Consider the following 319-nt stretch of genomic DNA (forward strand, 5'->3'; position numbering starts at 1 on the left):
CGAAGGTCTGCACCCATCTCGGGTGCCCGACCTCGCTGTACCAGGCGCAGGACAACCGCATTCTCTGCCCGTGCCACCAGTCGCAGTTCCTGGCCACGCAGGACGCCGAGCCCGTCTTCGGGCCCGCCGCCCGGCCGTTGCCGCAGCTGCCGATCACGGTGAACGAGGAGGGCTTCTTCGTCGCCCGCAGCGACTTCGTGGAGCCCGTCGGACCCGCGTTCTGGGAGAGGCCGAAGACGACATGAGTTCGATCACCACACCCACCACGTCATCGGGGGGGCTCGCCGCCAAGGGCGGCGCGGCACTCGACCAGGCGAAA

The 319-nt window shown here is 69.3% G+C and carries 1 protein-coding gene; it reads left to right on the forward strand.

All coding sequences use genetic code 11. The features are described 5' to 3' along the window. Positions 1-245: QcrA and Rieske domain-containing protein (locus DBV35_RS29685; RefSeq protein ID WP_157962114.1), on the forward strand; the 245-nt coding region annotated here is incomplete at its 5' end. Between the last annotated feature and the right edge of the window lie 74 nt (positions 246-319).

It is taken from the genome of Acuticoccus kandeliae (assembly GCF_003073115.1).